Source organism: Longimicrobium sp., assembly GCF_036554565.1.
Lineage (GTDB): Bacteria > Gemmatimonadota > Gemmatimonadetes > Longimicrobiales > Longimicrobiaceae > Longimicrobium.
Genome location: NZ_DATBNB010000714.1, coordinates 1 through 2,019 on the forward strand (window position 1 = coordinate 1; position 2,019 = coordinate 2,019).

The following is a 2,019-nucleotide window of genomic DNA, read 5'->3' on the forward strand; positions in this document are numbered from 1 at the left end:
AGATCCTCTCCGTGGAGGAGCGGCTGCGCTCCCTGCTGCTCATCGTGCAGCGCCAGCTCGCCATGATCGAGGCGCAGGAGGAGATCCAGCAGCAGGTGCAGGAGGAGCTGGGCGAGCGCCAGCGCGAGATGCTGCTGCGCGAGCAGATGAAGGCCATCCAGCGCGAGCTGGGCGAGGAAGACGAGGGGCGCGAGGTAGAGGAGCTACGCGAAAAGATCGAGGCGCTGGGGCTCTCGGAGACCGTGCGCGAAGACATCGATCGCGAGCTGGGGCGGCTGGAGCGCACCAACCCGCAGAGTGCCGAGTACCAGGTGATCCGCACCTACCTGGAGTGGGTGACGGACCTGCCGTGGAGCACGCGCACGGAGGACAGCCTGAACCTGGGCGCGGCCGAAGAGGTGCTGAACGAGGACCACTACGGCCTGGAAGACGTCAAGGACCGCGTGCTGGAGTTCCTGGCCGTGCGCCAGCTGGCGGCCCGCCGCGCCGAGGCCGAGGTCAAGGAAGACGCGGCGGTGGAAGCCGAGGCGCTGGAAGGCACCGAGGCCGAGCAGCCGGTGGAGGTGCTGGAAAAGGAGATCGCCGAGGCCAAGGCCAGGGCCACGGCCAAGGGTCCCATCCTTCTCTTCGCCGGTCCTCCGGGCGTGGGCAAGACGTCCATCGCCAAGAGCATCGCACGGGCGCTGGGCCGCAAGTACGTGCGCATTGCCCTGGGCGGCGTGCGCGACGAGGCCGACGTGCGCGGCCACCGGCGCACGTACGTGGGCGCCATGCCCGGCCGCATCGTGCAGGCGCTGAAGCAGGCCAAGAGCCGCAACCCGGTGATCCTGCTGGACGAGGTCGACAAGCTGGGCGTGAGCTACCAGGGCGATCCGTCGTCGGCGCTGCTGGAGGTGCTGGACCCGGCGCAGAACCACGAGTTCACCGACCACTACCTGGGCGTGCCGTTCGACCTGAGCGAGGTGTTGTTCATCGCCACGGCCAACTACACGGAGAACATCCCGGCGCCGCTGTACGACCGCATGGAGGCGGTGGAGTTCCGCGGCTACACGGAGCTGGAAAAGAAGAACATCGCCCAGCGCTACCTGGTGCCGCGGCAGATGGAGCAGTCGGGGCTGGAAGAGGGCGAGCTGGAGCTCAGCGAGGCGGCGCTGGAGCGGCTGATCACCGAGTACACCCGCGAGGCCGGCGTTCGCCAGCTGGAGCGCGAGGTGGGCAAGGTGGCGCGCAAGGCGGCACGCCGCATCGCCACGGGCGGCACCACGCGCATCGTCGTCGAGCGCGACGACGTGAACGAGTTCCTGGGCCGCACGCGGGTTCACCCGGAGCGCGCCAGCACCGAGGACGTGCTGGGCGTGGCGACAGGGATGTACTACACGCCGGTGGGCGGCGACATCATGTTCATCGAGGTGTCGGCGCAGCAGCGCGCGCACACGCCCGCCAGCGGCGACTCCGACGGGGCGCAGCCCGGGTTCGGCAACCTGGTGCTGACCGGCCAGCTGGGCGACGTGATGAAGGAGTCGGCCCGCGCCGCGCTGACGTACGCCCGCGCCAACGCGGCGCGCTACGGCATCGACGCGCGCAAGGCGTGGGGATCGGAGCTCCACATCCACGTCCCCGCGGGCGCCATTCCCAAGGACGGCCCGTCCGCGGGCGTGGCGATGACGGCGGCGCTGGTGTCGGCCCTGTCGGGAACGCCCGTCCGCAACGACGTGGCGATGACGGGCGAGGTGACGCTCACGGGGCGGGTGCTGCCCATCGGCGGCGTGAAGGAGAAGCTGCTGGGCGCGCACCGCGCGGGCATCCGCACCATTCTCCTGCCCAGGGAGAACCTCGCGGACCTGGAAGACCTGCCGGCCGAGGTGCTGGAGCAGATGGAGGTGCACGGCGTCGGCACCATCGACGAAGCGCTCTCCGTGGCCCTCCGCGGCGCCAAGATGAGCGAGGGCCGGCTGCTCTTTCCCGAGCTGGCGCTCCCGGGCGGCGGAGGCCGGGGGATGGAAGGCGAGCTGCGCCTCC

The 2,019-nt window shown here is 70.6% G+C and carries 1 protein-coding gene; it reads left to right on the forward strand.

Features of this window, described 5'->3' with window-relative positions; genetic code table 11:
• Positions 1-2,019 (forward strand): endopeptidase La (lon, locus tag VIB55_RS19965; RefSeq protein ID WP_331878429.1); only part of this gene is annotated, 2,019 nt, incomplete at both ends.